Source organism: Burkholderia metallica, assembly GCF_001718555.1.
GTDB lineage: Bacteria > Pseudomonadota > Gammaproteobacteria > Burkholderiales > Burkholderiaceae > Burkholderia > Burkholderia metallica.
Genome location: NZ_CP013401.1, coordinates 1,044,437 through 1,065,195 on the forward strand (window position 1 = coordinate 1,044,437; position 20,759 = coordinate 1,065,195).

A 20,759-nucleotide genomic window follows, 5' to 3' on the forward strand; every position below is an offset into this window, starting at 1 on the left:
CGGGCGGCCGAACCGGCCCGGTTTCCGGTGGTGAAGACGCGCGGGGCGTGTCTCGGCAGCGGCGGCGGGCCGCGCGGTCCGACCCCGCGATCGCGTGCGGTTCCCGAAGGGCTTGCGCAATAAAAAGCCGGTGCCGCGCGTGGCGGCACCGGCTGTATCGCGCGTGCGAAACGCGGGCGACGGCGTTACGCGAGCGCTTTCTCGACGATCTCCCGCACGTCGCGCGATTTCGCACCGGCGGCGACCTGCTCGAGCGCTTCGCGCATCCGGTCGCGCAGCGCGGGCGTGAAGCGGCGCCACAGTTCGAGTGAGCGGGCGAGGCGCGCCGCGACCTGCGGGTTGATCGCGTCGAGCGCGAGCACCTGTTCGGCCCAGAACGCGTAGCCCGAACCGTCTGCCGCGTGGAACTGCGCGGGATTGGCGGCGCAGAAGCTGAAGATCAGCGAGCGCGCGCGGTTCGGATTCTTCAGGTTGAACGCGGGGTGGGCCATCAGCTTGCGGACCTTCGCGAGCGTCGGCTGCGCGGGCGTACCGCGTTGCGCGGCCTGCATCGCGAACCACTTGTCGATCACCAGCGCTTCCTTCTCGAAGCGGCGGTAGAAATCGTCGAGCGCGCGCTCGGCCGGCTCATTCGTGCCGGCGGCCGAGGCGGACAGCAGCGCGCCGAGCGCCGCCGCGCGATCGGTCATGTTGTTTGCCGCATCGTATTGCGCGGTCGCGACGCGCACCGCGTCGGCCGGATCCTCGAGTTCGGCGAGATACGCGAGCGCGAGGTTCTTCAGCGCACGGCGGCCGGAGGCTTCCGGCGTCGGCGCGTAGGCGCCGGGCGTCTGGTGCTGCTCGTAGGCGGCGAGCCAGTCGGCGCGCAGCGCGGTGGCGAGCTGGCGGCGCACGAACTGGCGCGCGCGATGCACGGCGGCCGGATCGGCTTCCGCCATCTGGTCGGCCAGGTAGGTTTCCGACGGCAGCGTCAACGCGAGTTCGCGGAACGCCGGCGACAGTGTTTCGTCGGTCAGCACGCGGCGGAACGCGGCGACGAAGTTTTCGCCGAGCGTGAGCGGCTGGTTCGCGGCGGCACGCGCGGCGAGCGTCAGCAGCGCGCGGGTGGCGAGACGCTGGCCGGCTTCCCAGCGGTTGAACGGATCGCTGTCGTGCGCGAGCAGGAACGCGAGGTCGTCGTCGCTGTAGTCGTACTCGACGATCACCGGCGACGAGAAATTGCGCAGCAGCGACGGCAGCGGTTGTTCCGGCACGTCGACGAACGTGAAGGTCTGCTCGGTATCGGTGAAGTCGAGCACGCGCGTCGTGCCCGCGGCGGCGGCTTCGCCGTCGAGGCGCAGCGGCAGGTCGCGGCCGTCGCGGCCAATCAGGCCGATCGCGAACGGAATCAGGAGCGGCCCCTGTTGCGTTTCGCGCGCGGCCGGCGATCCGTCGCCGTAGCCCTGCGCGAGCGTCACCGTATAGCGGCGCGCGGCCGCGTCGTACGCGGTACGCACCGACACGCGCGGCGTGCCGGCCTGACTGTACCAGCGCTCGAACTGCGCGAGGTCGCGCCCGTTCGCATCGGCCATCGCGTGCCGGAAGTCGTCGCAGGTCACGGCGTGCCCGTCATGACGCTTGAAGTACAGGTCCATCCCCTTGCGAAAGCCGTCGCGGCCGAACAGCGTCTGGTACATCCGCACGACTTCCGAGCCCTTCTCGTAGACGGTCATCGTGTAGAAGTTGTTGATCTCGACGTAGCTCTCCGGGCGCACCGGGTGCGCCATCGGGCCCGCATCCTCGGCGAACTGGAGCTGGCGCAGCACGCGCACGTCCTCGATGCGCTTGACCGCGCGGGCCGCCGAGTCGACGTCGTCGCCCGCGGCCATGTCGGCCGAGAATTCCTGGTCGCGGAACACGGTCAGCCCTTCCTTCAGGCTCAGCTGGAACCAGTCGCGGCAGGTCACGCGGTTGCCGGTCCAGTTGTGGAAGTATTCGTGGCCGACCACCGATTCGATGTTCGCGAAATCGGTGTCGGTCGCGGTTTCCGGGTTCGCCAGCACGTACTTCGTGTTGAAGATGTTGAGCCCCTTGTTCTCCATCGCGCCCATGTTGAAATCGCCGACCGCGACGATCATGAAGCGGTCGAGATCGAGCTCGAGGCCGAAGCGCTTTTCGTCCCAGCGGATCGAGTGGATCAGCGAGTCCATCGCGTGACGCGTCTTGTCGAGGTCGGCCGGTTCGACCCAGACCTGCAGCAGCTTTTCCTTGCCCGAGCCGGTCGTGATCGTTTCCTCGATCGCGACGAGCTTGCCCGCGACCAGCGCGAACAGGTAGCTCGGCTTGCGGAACGGGTCTTCCCATTTCGCGAAGTGGCGGCCGTCGGGCAGGTCGCCCGAATCGACGAGGTTGCCGTTCGACAGCAGCACCGGGTACGCGGCCTTGTCGGCGCGCAGCGTCACCGTGTACGACGCCATCACGTCCGGGCGATCGAGGAAGTAGGTGATGCGACGGAATCCTTCGGCTTCGCACTGCGTGAAGAAGTTGCCGCTCGACACGTAGAGGCCCGACAGCGTCGTATTCTGGTCGGGTGCGCACGCGCTTTCGAGCGTCAGCTCGAAGGCGTCGGGGACGTTCTCGACGGTCAGCCCGTGTTCGTGCGCACGTACGGCGCCGTGCGGCGCGCCATCCACGCGTGCGCCGAGGAATTCGAGCGCTTCGCCCATCAGCTCCAGGTGCGGTACGGGCGCGGCATCCGGATTGCGGCGCACGCGCATCGTATTCCTGACGATCGTACGGGCCGGCGCGAGATCGAATTCGAGCGCGACGGAGTCGATGAGGAAGGCCGGCGGCGTGTAGTCGGCGCGGCGGATCACGGTAGAGGAGGCGTTGTCGGACATGGTCGTCGAGATCGGTGGAGTGGGGGACGGGCCCGTCGTGCGGGCCAGGCGAACCGGGTCATTGTACAAAGGCTTGCGGCGGTGTGCCGGGCGAACTTTTTACCGGTTCCGGGAGTCCGCGTATTATCGGCATCCCGTTACGGTTCGCGCGGTGCGACGAACGGGTGACGGATCGAAGAGGATCGACATGAAACGCGAATGGATTCGACGCGGTGCGGGCTGGGCGGCGGTGTTGTGCGTGGCGCTGCTGACCGGCTGCACCAGCTACGTGACGACCCAGGTCACGGCCTTCTCCGACTGGAGCGGCAGCGACGCGACACGCACCTATGCGTTCACGCGCACCGACGCGCAGAAGAACAGCATCGAGCAATCGACTTACGAACCGATCGTCGCGAACGAGCTGTCCGCGTATGCGTTCCGGCAGGTGCCTCAGGCGCAGGCGCGGTATCTGGTCGGGCTGACCTATTCGGTCGGCAGCGATCTCGTGACGGTGCCGCAGCCCGTCTACTACGATCCGTGGTTCGCGCCCGGGCCATACTGGCGACGCGGGCCGTGGGGCCCGTGGGGGCCCTGGGGGCCGATGCCGGCCGGCTATGTCGCGCAGACGTACCAGGTGTTCGACTACACGCTCGGCATCCGGATCACGGAGCGCGCGACGGGCAAGGAGGTGTACAACGTGTCCGCGCGCACGACCGGCGACAACGGCACGCTGCTGTATGCGATGCCGTTCCTCGCGCGCAGCGCGCTCGCCGATTTCCCGCTGTCGAACGGCTCGGTCCGCTCGGTCCGGCTGCCGGTCGACAAGCGCGGCGGCCCGGCCGCGCCGGCCGCGAACGAGCGCGCGGTGCCGGCGGCACCGGCTTCGGGCGCCGCCGCCGCGAAATAACGCAACGTCAGTCTTGGCGCGGCCGTTCGGCCGCGCCCGCCATCTTCCTTCCCGTCAGGTCCCGACGCCCAGCAGCGCCAGCGCGCCGAGCACGACGAACAGCACGGCCGCGATGCCGTGCACGAGCTTGGTCGGCAGCCGGTGAGCGAAGCGGTCGCCGAGCAGGATCGCGGGCACGTTCGCGAGCATCATCCCGAACGTCGTGCCGGCCACGACACCGATGTAGTCCTGGAAGCGCGCGGCCAGCGCGACGGTCGCGATCTGCGTCTTGTCGCCCATCTCCGCGAGGAAGAACGCGACGAGGGTCGCCCCGAACACGCCCAGCCGCGAACGGGTGGCATTGGCTTCGTCGGCGTCGAGCTTGTCCGGCACGAGGATCCACAATCCCATCGCAATGAACGAGAACGCGAGCGCCCAGCGCATGATCGACGGCGTGACGAGCACGCCGAGCCATTCGCCAAGTGCGCCGGCGAAGCCGTGGTTCACCAGCGTCGCGACGAGCACGCCGAGAATGATCGGCACCGGCTTGCGATAGCGCGCGGCCAGGACGAGGGAAAGCAGTTGGGTCTTGTCGCCGATTTCGGCGAGCGCGACGGCGCCGGTGGAGATCAGGAAGGCTTGGGACACGTATGGGGATCCACGGGCCGGTGTTGTGCGTGCGAGCGACGATCCACGGTGCGCCGGGCCCTGATGCGGCGCACTGTGAACCATCGGTCTCGCCAGGCCCAGGTGGCTGCGTCCGCCATGGCCGTACGGCCAAGTCTGTTGACGGACGCCTCCGTCACGATGCGCGCCGGGGGCGCGTGGCATCGAGCGGAGCGGCTACTCCCCAATGAGCGGCGGATTTTAGCACGACGTGTCGCGCGCGGAAAAGCGGCCGCGCGACGGGGTGCCTGGGGGCGGGGCGACGCGCGGCTGCCTTCGACCGCCGGACGGCAGCGCCGGCAAGCACGGCTACCCGCGGTGGACGCCCGAGCCTGCCGCGACACGCCCCCCGGCAGGCCGTTACGCGGCGGGGCGGCGCGCGGCGCCGCGCTCATGCACGAGGTTGCCGGCCGCATAGGTGCGGTACACCGCGCGATCGTCGCCGAGCAGCGCGAACGCGAACAGCAGCTCCTCGAGCGAATCCGCCCGCTTCGTGCGGCGCGCGAGCAGCGGGGTGGCCTGCGGATCGAGCACGACGAAGTCGGCTTCGGTGCGCGGCGCGAGCGTGCCGACCGTATCGGCGAGGTCGAGCGCCTGCGCGGCGCCGGCCGTCGCGAGCCAGAACATCCGCATCGCCGTCAGGTGGTGGCCCGACAGTCGCGCGACCTTGTGCGCCTCGTTCATCGTCTGCAGCATCGAGAACGACGTGCCGCCGCCGACGTCGGTCGCGAGCGTGACGGGCACGTCGTATTCGCCGGCCTTGTCGAAGTCGAACAGCCCGCTGCCGAGGAAGAAGTTCGACGTCGGGCAGTGCGCGACGACGGTGCGCGTCTCGGCCATCCGGCGGCGGTCCTCGTCGTCGAGGTGGATGCAGTGGCCGTACACCGCGCGCGGACGCAGCAGCCCGTAGCGATCGTAGATGTCGAGGTAGCTGCGATGGCCGGGGAACAGTTCGGCCACCCATTTCACCTCGTCGACGTTTTCCGCGACGTGGCTCTGCACGAACACGTCCGGATGGCGGCGCGCGAGTTCGCCGCATGCCTCGAGCTGCGCCTCGGTCGACGTCGGCGCGAAGCGCGGCGTGAGCGCGTACATCTGGCGGCCCTTGCCGTGCCAGCGATCGATCAGCTCGGCGCTGTCGTCATAGCCCGATTGCGCGGTGTCGCGCAGGAATTCGGGGCAGTTGCGGTCCATCAGCACCTTGCCGGCGATCATCCGCAGGTCGCGTGCATCGCTCGCCGCGAACAGCGCATCGGCCGACTGCTTGTGCACCGTGCAGTAGACGAGCGCGCTGGTCGTGCCGCACGCGAGCAGTTCGTCGACGAAGAAATCGGCGACTTCGCGTGCGTGTTCGGCGTCGCCGAACTGGCGCTCGGTCGGGAACGTGTACTTGTCCAGCCACGGCAGCAGGCCCGGCGCCGGCGACGCGATCATGTCGGTCTGCGGATAGTGGATGTGCGTGTCGATGAAGCCGGGCACGATCAGCTTGTCGCGCAGGTCGTGGACGATCGCGTCGCGCGCGAGCGTCGCGGCGAGCTGCGCATACGGACCGGCCGCGACGACCTTGCCGTCGTCGACGATCAGGAGGCCGTCGGTCTCGTAGTTCGCGGCCTGGCTCGATTGCGCCGGGTCGCCGTTGAAGGTCAGCAGCTGGGAACGGAAAGCGGTTTGCGTCATGACGAATGGTCCTGCATCAAGGTAAGGCGAACAGAAGAAAGCGATCGACGCCGCACGGCGGCGCGACGGTGCTTCGCGAGCGGTTGCGGCACGCTGCGTGCGGCACGACCGGATGCGATTGCGTGGGCGAACGTGGCGGCCGAAGCCGCCAGCCGGTGGTTACCGGCGATCCTCGCAGCCGTCGTGTGCGCGGCCGACGTGGGCGCGAACGGAACGGCAAGTCGCGACGGCAGGCATGCACGCGCGACGACGGACGGTGCCGTCGCCACCCGTGCACGCGCGCGGCCGGCCCGGCGCAAGGCCGAACCGGTGATCGCGACGCGGATGCCGTTGCCGTGTTTCATCTGTCCAGCGCTCCTCGATGCAGGCCGTCAGGCGGCCTGCCAGTACGCGTCGAGGCGCGCGTACAGGGCATCGCGCTGCGCCGGTTCGATGAACGACGCCTCGAAGCCGTTGCGGATCACCGCATGGACTTCGGCATCGGTGAGTTGCAGCCCTTCGGCCGTCGCGAAGTAGTTTTCGTTGACGTAGCCGCCGAAATACGCCGGATCGTCGGAGTTGATCGTCACCGCCACGCCGCGGTCGAGCAGCGCCTTCAGCGTGTGCTTCGCCATGTCGTCGAACACGCACAGCTTCAGGTTCGACAGCGGGCACACGGTGAGCGCCGTGCGCGTCTGGGCGAGGCGTTCGACGAGCGCCGGATCTTCGATGCTGCGCACGCCGTGGTCGATCCGGTCGACCTTCAGCACGTCGAGCGCTTCGTAGATGTACGCGGGCGGGCCTTCCTCGCCCGCATGCGCGACGAGCTTCAGCCCGAGCGCACGCGCCTTCTCGAACACGCGTGCGAACTTGGTCGGCGGATGGCCGAGCTCGGACGAGTCGAGGCCCACGCCGATCAGGCGATGGCGGTAGCGCTCGAACAGCGGCAGCGCGGATTCGAACGTCGCGAGCGCGTCCTCTTCGGACAGATGGCGCAGGAAGCACAGGATCAGCTTGCTCGACAGCCCGCGTTTCTCGGCATCGGCGAGTGCGCGCTCGATACCCGCGACCACTGTCTCGATCGGCACGCCGCGTTCGGTGTGCGTCTGCGGGTCGAAGAACAGCTCGGTATGGACGACGTTGTCGGCCAGCGCGCGTTCGCAGTACGCGGCCGTCATGTCGTAGAAGTCCTGCTCGGTCAGCAGCACGCTCGCGCCGGCGTAATAGATGTCGAGGAACGACTGCAGGTCGGTGAATGCATACGCGGCGCGCAGCGCGTCGATCGAGTCGTACGCGAGCGTCACGCCGTTGCGCTGCGCGAGCGCGAAAATCAGTTCGGGCTCGAGCGAGCCTTCGATATGGATGTGCAGCTCCGCTTTCGGCGCGCGGGCAATCTTGTCCTTGAATGTCGGGGTCATGGCGTCGTTCTGGGTCGGTCAGTAGGTAGTGGAAGCCTGCGCGGCCGCGTTCGCGTTGGCCTCGACGGCCTGCAGCAACTGCGCGGCCACCGAGATCGCGATCACTTCGGGCGCCTTGTCGATGATGCCTTCGACACCGATCGGGCAGCGCATCCGCTCGACCTGGGCCGGGTCGATGCCGATCGCTGCGAGGCGATGATCGAACTGCGCGCGTTTTGCGTGCGAGCCGGTCATCCCGAAGTACGCGTAGTCGCCGCGTCGCAGGATGCGCTCGGCCAGCACGAAATCGAGTGCGTGGTCGTGCGTCATCACGACGAAGTACGACTGCGGCGGCGCTGCGTCGACCGCGTCGGCCGGGGCAGCGGCCGCTTCGATCGCGAGGTTGCCGATGCCGGCGAGCACGTCGGCCGGCGGGAACACCGCTTCGGGCCCGTCGATCCAGCGCACGTGGCACGGCAGCGTCGCCAGCACCTTCACGAGCGCGGTGCCGATGTGCCCGGCGCCGAACAGCACGACGGGGAACGCATACGGCGCGATCGTTTCGGTCATCAGCGACACGCCGCCGGTTTCCCACAGCAGGCAGTCGGCACGCGCGGCTTCCGATTCGGGCTCGCTCAACAGCGGCGCGCCCGGCGAGGGGCCGAATGATACGCTACGCACGGTCGCGGCGCCGGCCGCGACGCGCTTCGCGAGCGACATGATCCAGCCGAGGTCGCCGACGTCGAGCCGCTCGAACGCGAGCACCACGGCGCCGCCGCAGCACTGGCCGAGGCTCGGGCCGAGCGCGAGCCTCTCGAGCCGGCGTGCATGCGGCACGTGCGCGCCATCCTTGAGCAGATGCCGCGCGATTTCGATCGCCTTCCATTCCAGATGACCGCCGCCGATCGTATGGCGGGCCGTGTCGCGCGTGACGAGCATCTTGGTGCCGGCTTCGCGCGGCGCGGAGCCGTCGGTATGCGCGACCGTCACGAGCACGGCCGCTTCGCCGTGCGCGAGCAGTTGCTGCAGATCGCCGAGCCACGCTTCCATCAGCACACCCCGTTCGGAACGGTGCGGCACGACACGCGGCGCGGGCTGGCGAGCGCGGCGGCGGCGAGGACGGACGGGAGTGGAGCGGGCCGGCCGCACGGCCGATGCGGTGCGGCGGCAGCGCGCGGACCACGCGCGCGGACGGCACCGCCGGATGCGCGGGCGACGCCATGAGGGTGACGGATGCGGATGGTTTGCGTTGTCATGATGAATCCAGTCGACATTGCGGATCGGGCGCGCGTTACGCAGGGGTGGTGAGACCGCCTGGCCTCGCGCACGTAGATCGCCATCCAGTCACGAAGATAGCACCGCAACGCGGCGGGAACATCGCGGAGCGGTGATCCGCGCTATCAGGAGGCGATCATGTCGATCATAGGCCCGCTGCGGGGGATCGGGGCGCCGACGCGAGCGCATCGGGGCGAAACGCAGGCGTGGCGGGGCTCGCCGTGGACGTCGCGCGCGATGCGTTCGCCCGGACGACCGGGCGGTAGCGGAGTAGGGGTTTACACGGAGTTGGCCGGATGCGGGAGCCGTGCCGGGACGGCGAGCGCGCCGGGGCCACGCGGCCATCGGCGGGCGACGTCGCGGCCCGGGCGAGCGGGCCGCGCGCAGGCCGGTGCGACGCCGGCCGTCAGGCCGCGAGCTTGCGGCGATGGCGCCAGAGGCTCGCGACGACGGCGATCAGGATCAGGGCGAAGCCGATCAGCGCCCAGCCCGGCAGCAGGATGCCGAAGATCGGCGGGTAGACGGTCTCGCACAGCCCGGCGACTTTGAACATGCCGGGGAACCACTGCGCGGGCGGCAGGCTGTCGACGATCGGCTGCAGCGTGTCGAAGCCGCAGCTGAAGCCCGGATTCATCTGGATCGACAGATGCCGCGCGGCCGTGGCGGCCCCGCCGGCCGCGGCGATCGCGATCAGCAGTTCGAGCACCCAGACGCCGCGCCAGTTGCGAATGCCGGCGGCCAGGAACGCGAAGATCCCGATCGCGCAGAAGAAGTAGCGCTGGATGATGCACAGCGGGCACGGATCTTCGTTCTTCACGTACTGCAGGTACAGCGCGCCGGCCAGCAGGGCGATGCACACCCATCCGAGCAGCATCAGCAGGCGGCGTTCGCGGCGGATTGCGAGCGTGTAGTCGTTCATGTCGGCGGGGTTCCTCGTGGGTCGGTCCGGAAAACAATCGCGCGATTTTAGCGCGAACGGTCTGGCACGAAACTGACAACGCGTGTGCGGCACCCTGCCGCACCGCGCGTGCCGTCCGCCGGCGCTCGGGGCCGCGTTCAGCGGATCGTGTTCAGCACGGCCTCGACCGCCTGCCCGATCGAGAGCAGCGCGTCGTCGTGATGCGGCGCTGCCGCGAGCATCAGGCCGACCGGCGCCGCGTCGGGCGGATGGCACGGCAGCGACAGTCCGCACGCGTCGAGGAAGTTGAACGCGCTCGGGTTGCGCAGGATCAGCGCGTTGGTGCGCGTGAAGGCGTCGTCGTCGGTTTCGAGGTCGGCGATGCGCGGCGGCACGACCGGCACCGTCGGCGCGACGAGCGCATCGAAGCGCGACCAGACGGTATGCGCAGCTTCGTCGAGCATCGCGGCGCGCGCGGCGAGCAGGTCGAGATAGTCGGCCGCGCTCGCGGGTTCGCCCTTCAGGATGCGCGAGAGCACGCGCGGGTCGTACTGGTCGCGGTGCTGCGCGAGCAACGGGCGATGCCACGCATATGCCTCGATCGGCGAGAAGCCGAAGCGGTTGATCTCAGGCAGCCGGTCGAGCGCCGGGAAGCGCACTTCGGTGACGATCGCGCCGGCGGCTTCGAGATGCTTGAGGGCGGCGTCGAGCGCGGCCGCGACGTCGGCATCGACGCCATCGGTCACGTAGTTCGTCAGCACGCCGAGCCGCACGCCTTCGAGCGGCCGCGCGGCCGGCACGTGCGGTTCGAGGCCCGCGAGCATCCGGTCGACGAGCGCACAGCAGGCGACCGTCAGGCCGATCGGGCCGAACGAGTCGAGCGTCGTCGACAGCGGCACGCCGCCTTGCGTCGGGATCCGGCTCGCGGTCGGCTTGAAGCCCGTCAGCCCGCACAGTGCGGCCGGGATGCGGATCGAGCCGCCGGTGTCGGTGCCGAGCGCGACCGCCGCCATCCCGTCGGCGACCGACGCGGCCGCGCCGGACGACGAGCCGCCGGAAATCCGCGCGTCGCCCGGCACGTCGCGATGGTACGGCGAGCGCGGATGGCCGAAGTGCGGATTCAGCCCGAGCCCCGAGAACGCGAACTCGCTCATGTTGGTGCGGCCGACCAGGACCGCGCCCGCGCGCTTGAGCCGCGCGACGGCGACTGCGTCGGTGCGTGCGGGCGGTGCGCCGTCGAGCACGCGCGAACCCGCGCGCGTCACCTGGCCCGCGACGTCGAACAGGTCCTTGACCGACACGGGAATGCCCGCGAGCGGCGACAGCACGGTGCCCGCGGCGCGCAGCCGGTCGTGCGCGTCGGCGGCTGCGCGCGCGTTGTCGGCATCGACTTCGGTGAAGACGACCGCGCCCTGGCCCGACGGATCGGCGATTCGCTCGAGCGCGGTGTCGACGAGCGCGCGGCTCGTGGTCCGGCCGGCGGCGAGATCGGCGGCGAGCTGGGCAAGCGGGGGGAAGGGCGTGAACGTGGTCATGGCGGCTCAGGGACGAAGATGTTGAAGAAGCGTGGAGCGGAACGAATCGATGTGGTTTTCGACAGCCGCGCGCGCGCCGGCGGCGTCGCGCGCGGACAGCCGGTCGAACAGCTCGCGGTGCTCGTGCTGGACGTCGGCGAGATGGTGGGGCTCGGACAGCGTGACGAACCAGAAACGCAGCGAGCGCTCGTGCAGCGCGCGCAGGATCTCGGCGAGCACCGCATTGCGCGCGGCCGCGGCGATTGCCTGGTGGAACGCGCGGTCGAGCTCCATCATCCCCTCGACGTCGTGCGTGTCGACGCATGCCTGTCCGTCGTCGAGCAGCGCGGCCAGCCGCGCGAGATCGTCGGGTGTCGCGTGGCGCGCGGCGAGTTCCGCGCAGTGCGCTTCGTTGATGCGCCGCACGTCGATCACCGCGACGATGTCGTCGAGCGACAGCGGCTGCACCAGCAATCCCTTGCGCGGCATCACGGACAGCAACCCTTCGAGCACGAGCCGGTGCACGGCCTGATGCACCGGCGTGCGGCCGATGCCGGTGCGCGCGACGAGGTCGGCTTCGTTGAGCGCGGCGCCGGGCTTCAGGCGCATCGTGATGATGTCGCGCTGGATCAGCGCGTACGCACGGTCGGCGAGGCTCGCCGCCGGCACGGCGGGCCGCTCGCGGGTGACGCCGGTGACGGTGCTCATGCGGGTTGCGGCGCGGTGGCCGGACGGGGCGCGATCATGATGCGGGAGAGCGGCAAGCGTGGACGATGCATGGATATTATTGTGATATATCACTGCTGTCCAGCCCTCGACGCGGTGCGGCGGCGATCCGGCGCGGGGAGGGAACGCTCCGCGGCGCAACGTGCCGGCGACTTGCAACAATATCGACAGGATGTTGCAGGTTTGCCGCGTGATCGTGCACTGAAGCATAATGAATCCTCGTCTATTCATCCGCGTGAGCGACGCACCAGACCATCGTCATGAGCGAAAACACGCCTTCCCCGGCCGGTCTGTCCGGCAACTCCTCCGTTTCTTCCGATTCCCACCGTCCCGATCCGGCGGAAGCGCCCGATGCGCCGGCCGCCCAGGCCGCCGCGCAGAAGGTCGCCGATGACGGCGCGTCGCCGGTCACGGCCGCCTCCGAACCCGGTGCGCCGGGCGCGGCGGGTGCCGCCGTCGATGGCGCTGCCGCAGCGGTTCCGCCGAAGCCCGGCGCACCGCCGCCCGGATTCGGCGCACCGCCCGATTTCGACACGCCGCGCCCGCCGCCCGCGAGCGCGCAGAATGCGCCGCCGGCTTACCTGAAGCAGAACGACACGCCATGGTCGGTGTTCGGCCGGATCGTCGCGGCGCGAGCGCGCCGGCTGTTCGATCGAGCCGGCCAGCGCATCACGCAGCGCACGCTGCGCATCGGCGTGTCGGCGCGGATCTTCCATCCGGAACCGGGTGCGAAGGGGCTGCGCGGCAAGACGCTGCAGTATCTCGAGGAATCGATCGCACACTGGGTGATGTCGCGCGACGTGCTCGTGTTCATGATTCCGACGGTCGGCCATCAGGGCATGCTGCACCCGAGCAACATCCGCCTGCGCGATTACGCGAAGCATCTCGACGGGCTGCTGCTGCAGGGGGGCGCCGACGTTTCGCCGCAAACCTATGCCGCGTCCGACGCGCGCCCCGAATGGCCGGGCGATCGCGTGCGCGACATGTACGAGCTCGAGTTGCTGCACGAATTCGTCGAATCCGGCAAACCCGTCCTCGGCGTGTGCCGCGGCTGCCAGCTGATCAACGTTGCGTTCGGCGGCTCGCTGTACCAGGACATCGCCACCGACGTGCCGACCGCGCACGCGCACGTGAGCGAGCATTACGACCAGCATCGTCACGCGATCCGCTTCCCGGATACGTCGACGCTCGCGAGCATGTTCCCCGGACGCAGCGAAGCGATCGTCAACTCGATCCATCACCAGGCGATCCGCGATCTCGGTCGCGATCTGAGCATCGAAGCCGTGTCGGCCGGCGACGGGATCATCGAAGGCATTCGCCATCGGCGTTCGCCGTTCGTCGTCGGCGTGCAGTGGCACCCCGAGTTCCATCGGGCCGGCGGTTCGGAACTGCTCGACTGCACGCCGCTGCTCGATGCGTTCCTGCGCGCGGCGCGCGAAACGCGCCTGTAGCAGAGGGCTTTCCTTGCGTCGCACGAAGGCCGGCCGCATCCCGATAAATTCGAGATGCGGCCGTTTCGTTTTGAACGATAATCGCGAGTTCCGATTCGTTCGCCGGAGTCTGACGTTGGCCTTCCGAAATTTTTCCCCTGCACGATGCGCAACGTGGATCGTTGCGCTGGCCGCCTGCACGCAAGCGGGCATCGCCTGGTCCGCCGACGCGACCGCGCCCGCCGCCGGTACGCGTCCGGCGGTCACGAGCCTGCGCGGCGACGCGGCGGCATCCACCACGGCTGCGACGGATGCGTCCGCGCAAGGCAACGTCGCCGAGCTGACGCAGATGCTGCACGATGGCCGGATCGTCGAGATGCGCACGACGTACAACGGCAGCTACGGTGCGAGCCTGATGTTCGATCCGCGCGAGATGACGTACTACGTCGCGCTGTTTCAGGACAAGCACCTGTGGCGTGTGATCCGGTCGCAGGAGAAGAGCCGCGCCGAGATGGTGTACGGGAATTTCGTTCAGCAGACCGTACAACTTGCCGATATCGAGATCCGCCGCACCGAGCTGGAGGCGCAGAAGGCGTTTCTCGAACGCGTGATCGCGCTGCAGACGAATCGTGCGCAGCAGTTGCAGGCCGACCTGAGCGTTGCGCGCAGCCAGCAGGCCGAAGTCGCGCAGCGGCAGCGGTCGGCGCAGGAGCAGACCCAGGCGCTGCAGGTCGAGAAGCGGGCCGCGCAACTTCAGTTGCGCGATCTGCAGGAGCAGGTGCGGCAACTCGAGAAGCAGACCGAGACGGGGCTGCCCGCGCATAAGTGACGATGCGTCGAACGGACGCGAAAAGAGATGAGGAAAACCCGGCGAAGCGTGCTTCGCCGGGTTTTTTTATGGACGGCGGTCAGCGCGGGAACGTGTTCCGCGGATCGGTCAGGCGACGATGGGACAGTTGCGCCGTCCAGTCGAAACCAGGGGCGGGGGCGCGTGCTGCGCCGGCCGGCGGGGTCGTGCGCAGCGCGCTTGCCGTTGCGATCAGCGTGAGCGGGTCGTCGCGCGTATCGCCGGCTGCACGCGGCGGCGCGACGAGTCGGGCGCGGGGGCGGGCGTCGACCGTGCCGCTCCGGCTCAGTGGATGATGTGTAGCCAGCCGCGACACGGTCGGCGTGCCAGCCGGCGCCGCAGCGGTGCGCTTGCCGTTCGAACGAGGTGACGCGGCAACGGCTGTCGGCGGTACGCTGGCCGTTGCCGTCGGACGAAGCGACGCCGGACGACGCGTGACGGGGCGCGCGGCCTGCGGTGCTTCGGCGGGAGTCGCGACAGGCGCGGCCATCTTGCGCGGCGGTGGTGCGCTCGTCGACGCAAGCGGTGCAACCGTGGCGACCCGCATCGCGCCGGACGACGGTGTCGCGTGATCCGCGACGCCGACGGCCGTTTGACTCGCGTATGCCGGCCCGGCCCCCGAGGGCGATTCATGCACGGCGATCAGCCAGCTGATGATGCCGAGCGCGCCGATGCTCCAGCAGATCGCGTACCTCGCGCGTCGGTCGCGAACGCCGCCGCCGATACGGGGGGCATGCAGGCCCGCAGCGGCGGGCAGTGCAACCGTCGGCCCCGCATGAGCCGGTGCCGACGTGGCGACGGGCAGCGGCTGCCAGTGGCATGCGCGGTGCGGCCGGTCGACGTCGATGCAGAACGTCGCCAGTGTCGCGACCCAGCGCTTGTCGGGTCGCGCACCGCGGGCGTCGCGAAAGATCCAGTCGCGGCCGAACGGCGGTACGTGATCGAGCGGCCTGGCGCGCGGGCGGGCGAGGGCGCCTTCGACGGAGACGAGGAGCGATGAGGTCATGAGGGCGGTGCGCGATGCGACACGGTCAACCGTGTCGGTGCGGCGCGGGAAGGTCGTCGCAAATCCGACCATTGTGGCGAGCCGACGCAGGCCGGTCGATCAGATCAATCTGATTTTTGCTTCCGTTTCGGGGCGACTCGTACGAGAAGAACGCGACGAAGGCGACGGCAGGGCGACACAAGGCAAATGTCGGGCTGCCGTGGCATGATGCGTGACCATGCCGGTGCGCGCGTCGTTGCGCGGTGCGCCGCCGGCGGGCAGCGATGCCCGTGTGCGCCGGCCCGGCGCCGCGTGCGTCGTCGGATCCAAGCGGCGCGGATGCGCGCCATCCGAGCTGAGCGAGAAAAACATGTCCACAGCATCACACGCCGTCGCGCAGGAATCGAAATTCCGCACCGTATTTCGAGTCGTCAGCGGCAACTTCCTGGAAATGTACGACTTCATGGTCTACGGCTATTACGCGTCGGCCATCGCAAAAACCTACTTCCCGAGCGGCAACGCGTTTGCGTCGCTGATGTTGTCGCTGTCGGTGTTCGGCGCGGGCTTCCTGATGCGGCCGGTCGGTGCGATCGTGCTGGGTGCGTACATCGACCATCACGGCCGGCGCAAGGGGCTGATCCTGACGCTCGGGCTGATGGCGCTCGGCACGCTCACGGTGGCCGCGGTGCCCGGCTACGCGACGATCGGCGTGCTCGCGCCGGTGCTCGTGCTGCTCGGGCGATTGTTGCAGGGTTTCTCGGCGGGCGTCGAACTGGGCGGCGTGTCGGTCTACCTGTCGGAAATCGCGACGAAGGGCCACAAGGGGTTCTATACGTCGTGGCAGTCGGGCAGCCAGCAGGTGGCCGTGGTGTTCGCCGCGTTCGTCGGCGTGCTGCTCAACCGCGCGCTGCCGGCCGAGGAAATGACCGCTTGGGGCTGGCGCATTCCGTTCCTGATCGGCTGCCTGATCGTGCCGTTCCTGTTCCTGATCCGCCGTTCGCTGAAGGAGACCGACGAGTTCCTCGCGAAGCGTCATCGTCCGTCGATGGGCGAGATCATGCGTTCGATGCTCGAGAACTGGGGCGTGGTGGTGGCGGGCATGGGGATGGTGATCATGACGACGGTGTCGTTCTACATGATCACCGCCTATACGCCGACGTTCGGCAAGGAAGTGCTGCACCTGTCGTCGCTCGACGCGCTCGTCGTGACCGTGTGCGTGGGGATCTCCAATCTCGTGTGGCTGCCGCTGTCCGGTGCGTTGTCCGACCGTATCGGCCGCCGCCCGGTGCTGATCGCGTTCACCGTGCTGACGCTGGTGTCGGCTTACCCGGCCGTGCTGTGGCTCGTCGGCGATCCGTCGTTCCTGCGGCTGCTCGCGGTCGAGCTGTGGCTGTCGTTCCTGTACGCGTCGTACAACGGCGCGATGGTCGTCGCGCTGACCGAGGTGATGCCGGCCGACGTGCGCACGGCCGGTTTCTCGCTTGCCTACAGCCTGGCAACGACAATCGGCGGTTTCACGCCCGCGATCTCGACGTTGCTGATTCATCAGACCGGGAACAAGGCGGCGCCGGGTTTGTGGCTGAGCACTGCCGCGATTTGCGGGTTGATCGCGACACTCGTGTTGTATCGCACGTCCGAATCGCGCAACCAGTACAAGGCGGTCTGAGCGCCGCCCATTTCCTGTGCGGCGCCGGCCGCACGCATCGCATTCGAAGGGGGCGCGCCGCGCTCCCTTTTTTCGTGCGCGTTCAGGCTTCGCGCAGCCTGTCGGCGACTGCGGCCGCGACGTCGAGCCATTGCCCCGGCGCGGGCTGGCGGGCGAGCCGCGCTTGCGGATACCACGGACAGTCGTCGCCGGTGAACCAGCGCCAGTCGGCCGCGAACGGCAGCATGACCCATAGCGGCTTGCCGAGCGCGCCGGCCAGGTGCGCGACTGCCGTATCGATCGTGACGACGCCGTCGAGCCGCTCGATCAGTGCGGCCGTGTCGGCAAAGTCGTTCAGCCGGCGGTCGAGCCGATGCACGCGCGGATGCGCGTCGACACGCGCGCGTTCGTCGTCGTCGAGCGCGGGTTGCAGCACGATCCAGTCGATGTCCGGCAGCGCGAGCAGCGGTGCGAGCGTATCGAACGGCATCGAGCGATTTTCCTGCGCCTGCCGGCGCCCCGACCACGCGAGGCCGAACTTGCGTTTCGACTGCCCGCCGAGCGAGCCGCGAAAGCGCCGTCGTGCGCCGTCGGGGGCATCGAGATAGCGCGAGCCCGCGACGATGTCCTCCGCCTGAAGCCCGAGCAGGAACGGCAGGCTCATCAGGGTGCACGCGACATCCGCGGCAGGCGGTTTCGCGGTGCCCTGTGCGACGAGCGTCACGCGCCAGCGCGACGCGGCCGGCGCCAGCAGCGCAACGAGTTCAGGCTGGACTTCGAGCACGACGCGCGCGCAGCGTGCGCGGGCGAGCGGCACGAAGCGGACGAACTGCAGCGTGTCGCCGAAGCCCTGTTCCGCGCGGATCAGCAGCGTGCGCGCTGCAATCGGCTCGCCTTGCCAGCGCGGCAGCGACCCGAGCGGTGTCGCGCCGGGCGTGTCGTGGCGCGCTTCATAGGCAGGCAGGCCGCGCGTGAAGTCGCCGAGCGTGAGCAGCGTGACCGCGCGGTGCAGCCGTGCCAGCGTGAGATCGGGCGCAACGCGCAGCGCCTGGTCGAATGCGCGCAGCGCCATCTCGTGCGCGCCGAGCGCGTGATGGGCGTTACCGAGGTTCAGCCAGGCCAGGCTGAACGACGGATCGAGGCCGACGGCACGCTCGTAGTAGGGCAGCGCGTCGCGGTGGCGTGCCTGCGCGCACAGTGCGTTCGCGAGCCCGAACAGCGCGAGTGGAAACGGCGGATGCAGCGCGAGCGCGGCTTCGAACGCGGCGGCCGCCTCGGCATGCCGCCCGAGCGCATCGAGCGTGTTGCCCAGATTGAAATGCGCGGCGACGAAGCGCGGCTGCGCGGCGATCGCGGCCTGGAAGTGCGCGATCGCGTCGTCGGCGCGCCCCATCGCGTTCAGCGCCATCGCGAGGTTGTTGTGCGCGCCCGCATGCCCGGGCCGCAGCTCGAGCGCGCGACGGAATGCGGCGAGCGCGTCGTCGTGGCGGCCGAGCGCGTTCAGCGCGTTGCCGAGATTGTTGTGGATCGACGCATCGTCGGGCGTGAGCCGGAGCGCGCGGCCGAACGCATCGATCGCATCGTCGTGGCGCTGCAGCGCCGCATACGCGTTGCCGAGGTTGTAGTGCGCGAGCGGAAATTCGGGCGCGAGCGTCAGCGCGTTGCGAAAGCGGTCGACTGCTTCGTCGAGCCGGCCGAGCGCCTTCAGCGCGTTGCCGAGATTGAGCTGCAGCGCGGCGTCGTCCGGACGCAGCGCGACGGCGCGGCCGACGAGATCGGCCGCCTCGGCATGCTGGCCCTGCTGGTGCCGCAGCACGCCGAACAGATGGAGCGCGTCGGCGTCGGCGGGATTGGAGGCGAGCGCGTTGCGGTAGCCGTGCTCGGCCTCGGCGAGGCGGCCCGCGCGGTGTGCGGCGTACGCCCGGTCGAATGCGGAATCCATGACGCGATAACTGACGGAAAGCGCGTATTTTCCCACACCGCGCGGCGGGGCCGCGCATCGGCCGATCGGCATATGGCCCCGTCACCCGGACGGGCGTAGACTGGCACCGTTGCGCGTCATCGAGGTTCTCATGGCTGACACACTGCCCGATATCCGGCCCGTGCTGATCGTCGGTGCGGGGCCGACCGGCCTTGCCGCGGCGATGAGCCTCGCGCGGGCCCGCGTGCCGGTGCGCATCATCGACCGGCTCGTTGTACCCGCGCCGCATTCGCGCGCGATCGGCATCCAGGCACGCACGCTCGAACTGCTGGAGCAGCATCGTGCGGTCGAACCGTTTCTCGCACTCGGCCATCGTGCGCATGCGGCCGCGCTGCATGCCGACGGCCGCGTGATTGCGCGGCTTGATTTCGATCCGCTGCAAACGCGTTATCCGTACCTGCTGTTTCTCGATCAGACCGTCACCGAGCGCCTGCTCTGCGAGCACCTGGCCGGGCTCGGCGTGACGGTCGAGCGCGGTGCGACGTTGACCGCGTGCGACGCGGGCGGCGGGGCGCTCGACGTGTCGATCCGCGGTACCGACGGTCGCGACGAATCGTTCTCACCGTCGTACCTGATCGCGGCCGACGGCGCACACAGCACGGTCAGGCATCTGCTCGGCGTGGGCTTCGCCGGGCATGCGTTCGAACAGACTTTCCTGCTTGCCGATTTCGCGGCGATACCCGACTGGCCGGATGAAGAGATCCACCTGTTCACGACGCCCGAAGGCATCGCCGGCCTGTTTCCGATGGGCGAAGGCCGGTACCGGCTCGTGGCCGACCGGCCGCCCGGCAGCGGCGCGTCGCCCGATGCGCCGGCTCCGTCGCTCGCGGAATGCGATGCGATCGTGCGCGCCCGTGCCGGCGCGTCGATCTCGCCGAGCGATCTCGCGTGGTCGTCGTATTTTCACCTGCACAGCCGGATGGTCGACCGCCTGCGTCACGGCCGCGTGTTCTTCGCGGGCGACGCAGCACATGTCCATAGCCCGGCCGGCGCGCAGGGCATGAACACGGGCATGCAGGAAGCGTTCAATCTCGGCTGGAAGCTCGCGCGCGTGCTCGGCGCGGGCACGCCCGAGCGGCTGCTCGACACGTACCACGCAGAGCGTCATCCGATCGAGCGCGACGTGTTGCGGCAGACCGGTTTCGTCACGCAGATCGTCGAAGCCGAGCGCGGCGCGATGAAGCTGCTGCGTGATCATGTCGTGCCGCTGCTGGCGTCGTTCGGGCCGATGCGTGACGCGGTGCGGCGCACGGTCAGCGAGCTCGGCGTGCAATACCGGAAGAGTCCGCTCACGCTGGAGCGCGTGCTCGACGGCGGGCCGCGCGCAGGCGAACGGGCGCCCGACGCGCCCGTGCGCGTGCTCGACGGGCCGCTCGGTCAGGCGCCGGGAACGGCGCGGCTATACGACCTGCACGATCCGGCGAGCTTTACGCTGCTGCTGCTGGAAGAGCCGCCCAATGCCGACGCCGGTGCGGTGCCGCCGATGCCTGCCGATGCGCAGGCGCTCGTGCAGGGGCTCGAACGGATCATGCCGGACGCGGTGCGCGTGTGGCGCGTCACCGATGCGCAAGACGATGATGCAGGGCTTGCGCAGGAGTACGGGCGGTCGCGGCCGGCGTTTTACCTGCTGCGGCCCGACGGCTATGTCGCCGCGCGCGGGCGCACCGCGACCGACGCGAACGCGCTGTTGCGCCATTGCGAAAGCTGGTTCGCGGGCATGTCGCGATCCGCGTAGCGGTGCGCTCAGGCGCTCGCCGCGGCGGGCACGAGCGACGCGCGGTGCGCGGCGATCGCGTCGCGCACGATCGGTGCCGCGCGCTGCCCGGCCTCGCTCGACGGATCGTCGAGCGCCGCGAGCAACGCGCGGCGCATCCGCGGCTCCCAGAAGCGCCGGATATGGTCGGCGATGCCGGTCAGCGCTTCGTCGCGATCGGGCATCGATTCGAAGAACGCGCCAATCTGGTTGGCCATGTCGATCAGGTGTCCGTTGTCCAT

17 protein-coding genes and 1 riboswitch are annotated in these 20,759 nt (G+C 69.4%); of the genes, 5 read left to right on the plus strand and 12 right to left on the minus strand.

Annotated features, from left to right (window positions below; all coding sequences use genetic code 11):
* Window positions 1–185 precede the first annotated feature (185 nt).
* Window positions 186–2,879, minus strand: coding sequence for an aminopeptidase N (gene pepN / locus WJ16_RS04725; protein ID WP_069256058.1), 2,694 nt, complete (start codon window positions 2,877–2,879; stop codon window positions 186–188).
* A 187-nt stretch (window positions 2,880–3,066) separates the two neighbouring features.
* Here pepN and WJ16_RS04730 point away from each other — a divergent pair, with 187 nt between their 5' ends.
* Window positions 3,067–3,765, plus strand: coding sequence for a DUF4136 domain-containing protein (locus WJ16_RS04730; protein WP_069256059.1), 699 nt, complete (start codon window positions 3,067–3,069; stop codon window positions 3,763–3,765).
* 54 nt (window positions 3,766–3,819) lie between these two features.
* Here the strand turns inward: WJ16_RS04730 and WJ16_RS04735 are convergent, their stop codons facing one another.
* From WJ16_RS04735 to WJ16_RS04765, 8 genes are all read right to left on the minus strand, one after another.
* Window positions 3,820–4,392 (minus strand): TMEM165/GDT1 family protein, encoded by a 573-nt coding sequence (locus WJ16_RS04735; RefSeq protein ID WP_069256060.1) that lies wholly within the window; start codon window positions 4,390–4,392, stop codon window positions 3,820–3,822.
* Window positions 4,393–4,470: 78 nt separating this feature from the next.
* Window positions 4,471–4,608, minus strand: a riboswitch (yybP-ykoY riboswitch).
* A gap of 162 nt (window positions 4,609–4,770) precedes the next feature.
* Window positions 4,771–6,087: a guanine deaminase gene (guaD, locus tag WJ16_RS04740; protein WP_069256061.1), complete on the minus strand. Its 1,317-nt coding sequence runs from the start codon at window positions 6,085–6,087 to the stop codon at window positions 4,771–4,773.
* Window positions 6,084–6,431, minus strand: coding sequence for a hypothetical protein (locus WJ16_RS32860; RefSeq protein ID WP_076605872.1), 348 nt, complete (start codon window positions 6,429–6,431; stop codon window positions 6,084–6,086). The genes guaD and WJ16_RS32860 overlap by 4 nt, the downstream gene beginning before the upstream one ends.
* Window positions 6,432–6,458: 27 nt before the next feature.
* On the minus strand, window positions 6,459–7,484 hold the full coding sequence (locus WJ16_RS04745; protein WP_069256062.1) for an adenosine deaminase: 1,026 nt from the start codon (window positions 7,482–7,484) through the stop codon (window positions 6,459–6,461).
* 18 nt (window positions 7,485–7,502) lie between these two features.
* On the minus strand, window positions 7,503–8,513 hold the full coding sequence (gene xdhC, locus WJ16_RS04750) for a xanthine dehydrogenase accessory protein XdhC (RefSeq protein ID WP_069256063.1): 1,011 nt from the start codon (window positions 8,511–8,513) through the stop codon (window positions 7,503–7,505).
* A 631-nt stretch (window positions 8,514–9,144) separates the two neighbouring features.
* On the minus strand, window positions 9,145–9,657 hold the full coding sequence (locus WJ16_RS04755) for a disulfide bond formation protein B (RefSeq protein ID WP_069256064.1): 513 nt from the start codon (window positions 9,655–9,657) through the stop codon (window positions 9,145–9,147).
* Between the two features lie 137 nt (window positions 9,658–9,794).
* Entirely contained in the window at window positions 9,795–11,171 is a 1,377-nt protein-coding gene (locus tag WJ16_RS04760; RefSeq protein ID WP_069256065.1) for an amidase, read from the minus strand.
* Window positions 11,172–11,177: 6 nt separating this feature from the next.
* Entirely contained in the window at window positions 11,178–11,858 is a 681-nt protein-coding gene (locus WJ16_RS04765) for a GntR family transcriptional regulator (RefSeq protein WP_069256066.1), read from the minus strand.
* A 278-nt stretch (window positions 11,859–12,136) separates the two neighbouring features.
* Here WJ16_RS04765 and WJ16_RS04770 point away from each other — a divergent pair, with 278 nt between their 5' ends.
* The gene (locus WJ16_RS04770) at window positions 12,137–13,327 is read left to right on the plus strand and encodes a gamma-glutamyl-gamma-aminobutyrate hydrolase family protein (RefSeq protein ID WP_069256067.1); all 1,191 of its coding nucleotides are present in this window, start codon (window positions 12,137–12,139) and stop codon (window positions 13,325–13,327) included.
* A 115-nt stretch (window positions 13,328–13,442) separates the two neighbouring features.
* The gene (locus WJ16_RS04775) at window positions 13,443–14,135 is read left to right on the plus strand and encodes a DUF2968 domain-containing protein (RefSeq protein WP_069256068.1); all 693 of its coding nucleotides are present in this window, start codon (window positions 13,443–13,445) and stop codon (window positions 14,133–14,135) included.
* Between the two features lie 79 nt (window positions 14,136–14,214).
* Here the strand turns inward: WJ16_RS04775 and WJ16_RS04780 are convergent, their stop codons facing one another.
* Window positions 14,215–15,159, minus strand: coding sequence for a hypothetical protein (locus WJ16_RS04780; protein ID WP_208606993.1), 945 nt, complete (start codon window positions 15,157–15,159; stop codon window positions 14,215–14,217).
* Between the two features lie 349 nt (window positions 15,160–15,508).
* Here WJ16_RS04780 and tcuC point away from each other — a divergent pair, with 349 nt between their 5' ends.
* On the plus strand, window positions 15,509–16,804 hold the full coding sequence (gene tcuC, locus WJ16_RS04785) for an MFS transporter (protein ID WP_069257956.1): 1,296 nt from the start codon (window positions 15,509–15,511) through the stop codon (window positions 16,802–16,804).
* An 82-nt stretch (window positions 16,805–16,886) separates the two neighbouring features.
* Here the strand turns inward: tcuC and WJ16_RS04790 are convergent, their stop codons facing one another.
* Window positions 16,887–18,725, minus strand: a complete 1,839-nt coding sequence (locus WJ16_RS04790; protein ID WP_418219849.1) for a tetratricopeptide repeat protein — start codon at window positions 18,723–18,725, stop codon at window positions 16,887–16,889.
* A gap of 130 nt (window positions 18,726–18,855) precedes the next feature.
* Between WJ16_RS04790 and WJ16_RS04795 the strand changes: the two genes are divergently transcribed.
* Window positions 18,856–20,499, plus strand: a complete 1,644-nt coding sequence (locus WJ16_RS04795; protein WP_069256071.1) for an FAD-dependent monooxygenase — start codon at window positions 18,856–18,858, stop codon at window positions 20,497–20,499.
* 8 nt (window positions 20,500–20,507) lie between these two features.
* Here the strand turns inward: WJ16_RS04795 and WJ16_RS04800 are convergent, their stop codons facing one another.
* On the minus strand, window positions 20,508–20,759 hold the full coding sequence (locus tag WJ16_RS04800) for a formate dehydrogenase subunit delta (RefSeq protein WP_069256072.1): 252 nt from the start codon (window positions 20,757–20,759) through the stop codon (window positions 20,508–20,510).